Genomic DNA, 6,000 nt, shown 5'->3' with positions numbered 1-6,000 from the left:
TGTAATGGCTGAACTTTTTTACCAGACCGCCAATACCATGCGCTGCATGCAATTTAATCCACAATCTCACAGTTGAATGATGAAGATTGTGCTTGTCGGCAATCTGTTTATACCCCAACGAACCGGACAAATATTGCTCGATAATGCTGAGCTTAAATTGCTCACTGTACTTCGACATGAAAAACCCCAAAAGTTGGTGTCCAACTTTTGGGGTTCAGTTCAGCAAAGCCGGTTTTTTTATGCGCGAATGACTTGCAAGCGGCACCGATGTTAAGATCGCGCCCTGAGATTTCAAGGAAGGCACCTAGCCATGATGACCAAAGACGACGTAACCGAACTGTTTGCCAATATCGCCGAGAACGCGCCGTGGGACTTGTCCCAGCCGCTGCTGTGGGGCTATTACTTCACCAACCCCACGTCCGCACCGCTGGAACAGGCGGCCGCCCTGCTGGCGGTCGAGGGCTATCGCCCGGTGGAACTGTACCAGCCGGAACTCGACGATCCTGCCGCCGCCCCTGTCTGGGTGCTGCACGTGGAAAAGGCCGAAGTGCACGGCGTCGACAGCCTGCACGCGCGCAATGGCGAACTGATGGCGTTTGCGCAGGAAAACCAGCTGGCCAGCTATGACGGCATGGACGTCGGCCCCGTCGCCGCACATTGAGCGGTGTACGAGCAGGTCGTCAGGTCCGAAGGGCCGTAATCCGACAGCACCATCGGCCATGCCAACAAGGTTGTCGGATGACGTGCGGCCTTGCCGCACCAATTCGACCTACTGGCCATGACCACATGGACGTGGGCGCCGTCATCCGGCAACATCACGCATAAAAAAAACGGCGCCCGCGGGCGCCGTTTTGCATGGCTCGCTGCAAACGCTCAGCTGAGGTTTTCCAGGCGGATCTTGGTGACCGTGCCCACCACGCTGTTCAACGCTTCCATCTTCTCGATGGCAGCCGTGACGTTCTTTTCCTGCGTCTGGTGCGTCAGCATGATGATGTCCGTGTGCGTCTCGCCCTCGGCCGGCTCTTTTTGCAGCATGGCGTCGATCGAGATGCCGCGTTCGGCCAGGATGCGCGTCAGGTCGGCCAGCACGCCGGGCTGGTCGGCCACGTGCATGCGCAGGTAGTAGCTGGTGGTGATTTCCGACATCGGCAAAATTTCGATGTTGGTCATGGCATTCGGCTGGAACGCCAGGTGCGGCACGCGGTGTTCCGGATCAGCAGTCGCCAGGCGGGTGATGTCGACCAGGTCGGCGATCACCGACGACGCTGTCGGCTCGGCGCCGGCGCCGCGGCCCGAATACAGGCTGGCGCCAACGGCGTCGCCATGCACCAGCACCGCGTTCATCGCGCCTTCGACGTTGGCGATCAGGCGCTTGGCCGGGATCAGGGTCGGATGCACGCGCAACTCGATGCCTTCCACGCCATTGACGGTGGTGCGCTTGGTGATGCCCAGCAGCTTGATGCGGTAGCCCAGCTGCTCGGCATAGCGGATGTCGATGGCATTGAGGTTGCTGATGCCTTCCACGTAGGCTTTGTCGAACTGCACCGGGATGCCGAAGGCGATGGCCGACATGATGGTGGCCTTGTGCGCGGCATCGACGCCTTCGATGTCGAAGGTGGGATCGGCTTCCGCGTAGCCCAGTTCCTGCGCCTGTTTCAGCACGGTGGCGAAATCGAGGCCCTTGTCGCGCATTTCGGAGAGGATGAAATTGGTGGTGCCGTTGATGATGCCGGCGATCCATTCGATGCGGTTGGCCGTCAAGCCTTCGCGCAGTGCCTTGATGATGGGGATGCCGCCGGCGACAGCCGCCTCGAAGGCCACCATCACGCCCTTGTCCTGGGCGGCGGCGAAGATTTCATTGCCATGCACGGCCAGCAGGGCCTTGTTGGCCGTGACCACGTGCTTGCCATTGGCGATCGCCTGCATGACCAGGGTTTTCGACAGGTCGTAGCCGCCAATCAGTTCGACGACGATGTCGATCTCGGGATCATTGACGATGATGGCGGGGTCGTTGACCACCTTGCAGGCGCCGGCGACGAGCGCTTCGGCGCGCGCCACGTCGCGCACGGCGACGGCGACGACTTCAATGCCGCGGCCCGCGCGGCGCTTGATTTCTTCCTGGTTGCGTTGCAGGACACTGAACGTGCCGAAGCCGACATTGCCCAGGCCCAGCAGGCCGATCTTGATGGATTTCATAGTGTGCTTGACTGCTCATTAAGTGGCGCCGCCAAGGGCGGCGCCAGGTTGATCGGTATGGTTGATCGAGATTGCTGCTGGCCGGCTCAGCCCCGGCTGTGGCGCTTGCGGTAACCTTCGAGGAAGCGCGCGATGCGGCCCATGGCCTCGGTCAGGTCATCGGAATTGGGCAGGAAGACGACGCGGAAATGGTCGGGCGCGATCCAGTTGAACCCCGTACCCTGCACGATCAGGACCTTCGCTTCGGCCAGTAATTCATAGGCAAACTGCTGGTCGTCGGCGATCGGGTAGATGGCCGGGTCCAGCCGCGGGAACATGTACAGCGCGGCCTTCGGCTTGACACAGGTGACGCCCGGAATATCGGTCAGCAGCTTGTGCGCAAGGTCGCGCTGTTTCAACAAGCGCCCGCCAGGCCCCACCAGGTCTTGTATGCTCTGGTAGCCGCCAAGCGCCGTCTGGATGGCGAACTGCCCCGGCGCGTTGGCGCATAGCCGCATCGAGGCGAGCATGTTGAGGCCCTCGATGTAATCCTTGGCGTGCCGCTTTTCACCCGAGACCACCATCCAGCCGGAACGGTAGCCGCAGGAGCGGTAATTCTTCGACAGGCCGTTCATGGTGATGAACAGCACGTCGTCGGCCAGCGAGGCGATCGACACGTGCTCGGCTTCGTCGTACAGCACCTTGTCGTAGATCTCGTCGGCGAAAATGATCAATTGATGCTGGCGCGCCAGTTCGACGATCTGCAGCAGCACTTCCACCGGATATAGCGCACCGGTAGGATTGTTCGGGTTGATGACGACGATGGCCTTGGTCTGCGGCGTGATCTTGCGGCGCATGTCGTCGATGTCGGGATACCATTCGTTCTGCTCGTCGCACACATAATGCACGGGATTGCCGCCGGACAGGCTGACGGCCGCCGTCCACAGCGGATAGTCGGGCGCCGGCACCAGCACTTCATCGCCGCTGTTGAGCAGCGCGTTCATCGACATGACGATCAGCTCCGAGGCGCCATTGCCCAGGTAGATGTCATCGATGGTGACGCCGGCGATATTCTTGCCCTGCGTGTAGTGCATCACGGCCTTGCGCGGCGCGAACATGCCCTTCGAATCCGTGTAGCCTGCCGCGTTCTGCAGGTTGAGCATCATGTCGCGCACGATCTCGTCGGGCGGATCGAAGCCGAATACGGCCAGGTTGCCGATATTGAGCTTGGTGATCTTGTGGCCTTCTTCTTCCATTTGCCTGGATTTTTCCAGGACCGGGCCGCGGATGTCGTAGCAGACGTCCGCCAATTTATTCGATTTCTGAATCGGTCGCAAAATAAATCCCTGTCGTGATGCGGCGCGGCCGGCCTACGCTTGCAGCATGAAAGCCGCGCCAGAACTGTGAACCCGTGAGACTGCAATGCGAAAACAACCATTCTCGCCGAAAGCAGGCCATTTTATCAAATTAAACATGGCAAATTGCAGCATTTCGCGCTGTTTATGCCACGCCCGGCGGCGCGCGCGGGCATTTTCCGCCGCGTCATCTTCATCTTCCCTTAATCTTTGCCTACTACTATGGCAAGCGCCGTGTGCCACCGTTGCAGCGAAGATTGCAAATTGGAAAGGTTGTTGCTTTTCAGTCGCTCTTTTCTGTCATTTATGGCATGCTTACGCCCTTGGCCGCAGCGCCCATCCGCACAGCGCGCGCACCGATCAACCGACACGAACAGCTCTCACATCGCCATGAAACTCCATGCCAGCAGTACCCAACAATACCAAACCGTCACAGGCTACGATGAAAATGGCGTGGAGATCAATGCCCAGCCCTACCACTATAGCCTGATCGTCATGCCGGAAGCGCCGCCGCGCGCCTGGGAAGTGGCCAGTTTCGAGCAGCTGAGCGAAGCGCATTTCGCGCAAATTCTGGAAGATGCGCCCGACGTGGTGATCCTCGGCACGGGCGAACGCCAGCGCTTCGTGCATCCGAAGCTGACGGCCGCGCTGACCATGCGCCGCATCGGCGTCGAATGCATGGATAGCCAGGCCGCCTGCCGCACCTACAATATCCTCATGGGCGAGGGCCGCAAGGTGACCCTGGCGCTGATCCTAGCACCGGGCGCAGGCCAGGCCAAATGAAAATCAATGTGAACGAGCTGCACGCCTCGCGCGTGCTGATGTGGTCCTTGCTGGGCATCTTCATCGTCGTGACCCTGTATGCGCTGGGCATCCGCACCCTGGTGCCGCCCGACGAAGGGCGCTACGCCGAGATGGCGCGCGAAATGTTCGTCACGGGCGACTGGATCACCACGCGCCTGAACGGCATCAAATACTTTGAAAAGCCGCCGCTGCAAACTTGGATGAACGCGCTCACTTTCGCCGCCTTCGGCCTGGGTGAATGGCAGGCACGGCTGTGGACGGGCCTGTGCGGCATCATCGGCGTCTGCATGACGGCGTATGCCGGCAAGCGCGTCTTCGGTCCGCGCGTGGGCCTGTATGCCGGCCTGGTGCTGGCATCGAGCCTGTTCTGGCTCGCGTCGGGCCAGATCAATTCGCTGGACATGGGCCTGTCGGGCATGATGACGGTTACCCTGGCCAGCCTGCTGGTGGCCCAGCGCGACGAGGCAAGCGAAACCGAGCGGCGCAACTGGATGCTGGTGTGCTGGGCAGGCATGGCGCTGGCCGTGCTGTCCAAGGGCCTGATCGGCATCGTGCTGCCTGGCGGCGTGCTGGTGCTGTACTCGCTGTGCGCACGCGACTGGCGCATCTGGACCCGCTTGCACCTGGTCAAGGGCTTGCTGCTGTTCTTCGCCATCGCCACGCCGTGGTTCGTGCTGGTGGCCCAGCGCAATCCCGAACAGCCATATTTCTTCTTTGTCCACGAGCACTTCCAGCGCTTCCTGATGAAGGGCCACAAGCGCGAAGGCGCCTGGTACTATTTCCTGATCCTCCTCATTCCCGGCATCCTGCCATGGATAGGCGTGCTGCCGCAAAGCCTGGCGGCCGCCTTCAAGCGCCAGGAAGGCGCCTTCCAGCCGCGCCTGATGCTGCTGATCTGGGCCGTGTTCATTTTCTTTTTCTTCAGCTATTCCACCTCGAAGCTGCCCGGCTACATCGTGCCCGTCTTCCCGGCCCTGGCGCTGCTGATCGCGCTGTTCCTGGAATCGGCCTCGCGGCGCCAGCGCATGCTGGCCGCCAGCCTGCTGTGCGTGCTGGGTGCGGCCATCCTGATCGGCGGTCCGATCGCCTTCGGCAAGGCCAGCGCGCGCGATCCCGCCGCCCTGATCGCCCTGAAAGGCTATCAGCCCTGGCTGATGGCGGCCGGTTTCTTCGCCCTGGCCGGCGGCGCGCTGGCCCTGCTGCATGCGCGTCAGCTGCGCCGCGACATGACCGTGCTGACCATCGCCGGCGCCGGCTTCCTGGCGACCCACTGCATCCTGGCCGGCTCCGAGCTGTATGGCCAGAACCGCGCGGGTACCGATCTGCTGCCGCAGATCCAGGCCGAGCTGACGGCCGATACCAAGCTCTATTCGGTAGGCATCTATGAACAGTCGCTGACCTATTATTTGCAGCGGTCCGTGATCCTCGTCGCTTACTGGGATGAGTTTACGTTTGGTCTGAAACAGCAGCCGGAACTGTCCATACCGACCATCGAGCCTTTCATCACGCAATGGACCGACGATGCCAACGCCGGCGTGCGCGACATGGCCATTATCAGCCTGGACCGGTACAAGGAACTGCAGCAACGTGGCGTTCCCATGCGTGTAGTGGCCGAGGATGCCCGCCGCATGGTAATTGCCAATAAGTAAGAGAGAATCGTACAACA

The 6,000-nt window shown here is 61.1% G+C and carries 6 protein-coding genes; 3 read left to right on the top strand and 3 right to left on the bottom strand.

The features are described 5' to 3' along the window. Window positions 1-178: transposase (locus ACQ4WR_RS17475; RefSeq protein WP_436488779.1), on the bottom strand; the 178-nt coding region annotated here is incomplete at its 3' end. 132 nt (window positions 179-310) lie between these two features. Between ACQ4WR_RS17475 and ACQ4WR_RS17470 the strand changes: the two genes are divergently transcribed. Next, complete coding sequence (locus ACQ4WR_RS17470; RefSeq protein WP_102294599.1) at window positions 311-661, top strand: ribonuclease E inhibitor RraB; 351 nt, start codon at window positions 311-313, stop codon at window positions 659-661. A gap of 212 nt (window positions 662-873) precedes the next feature. On the opposite strand, the gene ACQ4WR_RS17465 is transcribed toward ACQ4WR_RS17470, so the two are convergent. Then, the gene (locus ACQ4WR_RS17465) at window positions 874-2,196 is read right to left on the bottom strand and encodes a homoserine dehydrogenase (protein WP_102294597.1); all 1,323 of its coding nucleotides are present in this window, start codon (window positions 2,194-2,196) and stop codon (window positions 874-876) included. 86 nt (window positions 2,197-2,282) lie between these two features. After that, window positions 2,283-3,512: a pyridoxal phosphate-dependent aminotransferase gene (locus ACQ4WR_RS17460; protein ID WP_092795327.1), complete on the bottom strand. Its 1,230-nt coding sequence runs from the start codon at window positions 3,510-3,512 to the stop codon at window positions 2,283-2,285. Between the two features lie 408 nt (window positions 3,513-3,920). On the opposite strand from ACQ4WR_RS17460, the gene ACQ4WR_RS17455 reads away from it, so the two are divergent. Then, the gene (locus tag ACQ4WR_RS17455) at window positions 3,921-4,313 is read left to right on the top strand and encodes an Mth938-like domain-containing protein (RefSeq protein WP_102294594.1); all 393 of its coding nucleotides are present in this window, start codon (window positions 3,921-3,923) and stop codon (window positions 4,311-4,313) included. Next, window positions 4,310-5,983, top strand: a complete 1,674-nt coding sequence (locus tag ACQ4WR_RS17450; protein WP_436488750.1) for a glycosyltransferase family 39 protein — start codon at window positions 4,310-4,312, stop codon at window positions 5,981-5,983. Before ACQ4WR_RS17455 ends, ACQ4WR_RS17450 begins: the two co-directional genes overlap by 4 nt. The last annotated feature ends 17 nt before the right edge of the window (window positions 5,984-6,000 follow it).

The organism is Janthinobacterium amylolyticum, from assembly GCF_051380655.1.
Taxonomy (GTDB): Bacteria; Pseudomonadota; Gammaproteobacteria; order Burkholderiales; family Burkholderiaceae_D; genus Janthinobacterium.
This window is presented reverse-complemented; position numbering and strand designations above follow the sequence as displayed.

What these genes read in the sequence shown, in the direction of transcription:
- ACQ4WR_RS17465 (WP_102294597.1), bottom strand. Translation starts at nt 2,196, where the DNA reads ATGAAATCCATCAAGATCGGCCTGCTGGGCCTGGGCAATGTCGGCTTC.
- ACQ4WR_RS17455 (WP_102294594.1), top strand. Translation starts at nt 3,921, where the DNA reads ATGAAACTCCATGCCAGCAGTACCCAACAATACCAAACCGTCACAGGC.
- ACQ4WR_RS17450 (WP_436488750.1), top strand. Translation starts at nt 4,310, where the DNA reads ATGAAAATCAATGTGAACGAGCTGCACGCCTCGCGCGTGCTGATGTGG.
- ACQ4WR_RS17470 (WP_102294599.1), top strand. Translation starts at nt 311, where the DNA reads ATGATGACCAAAGACGACGTAACCGAACTGTTTGCCAATATCGCCGAG.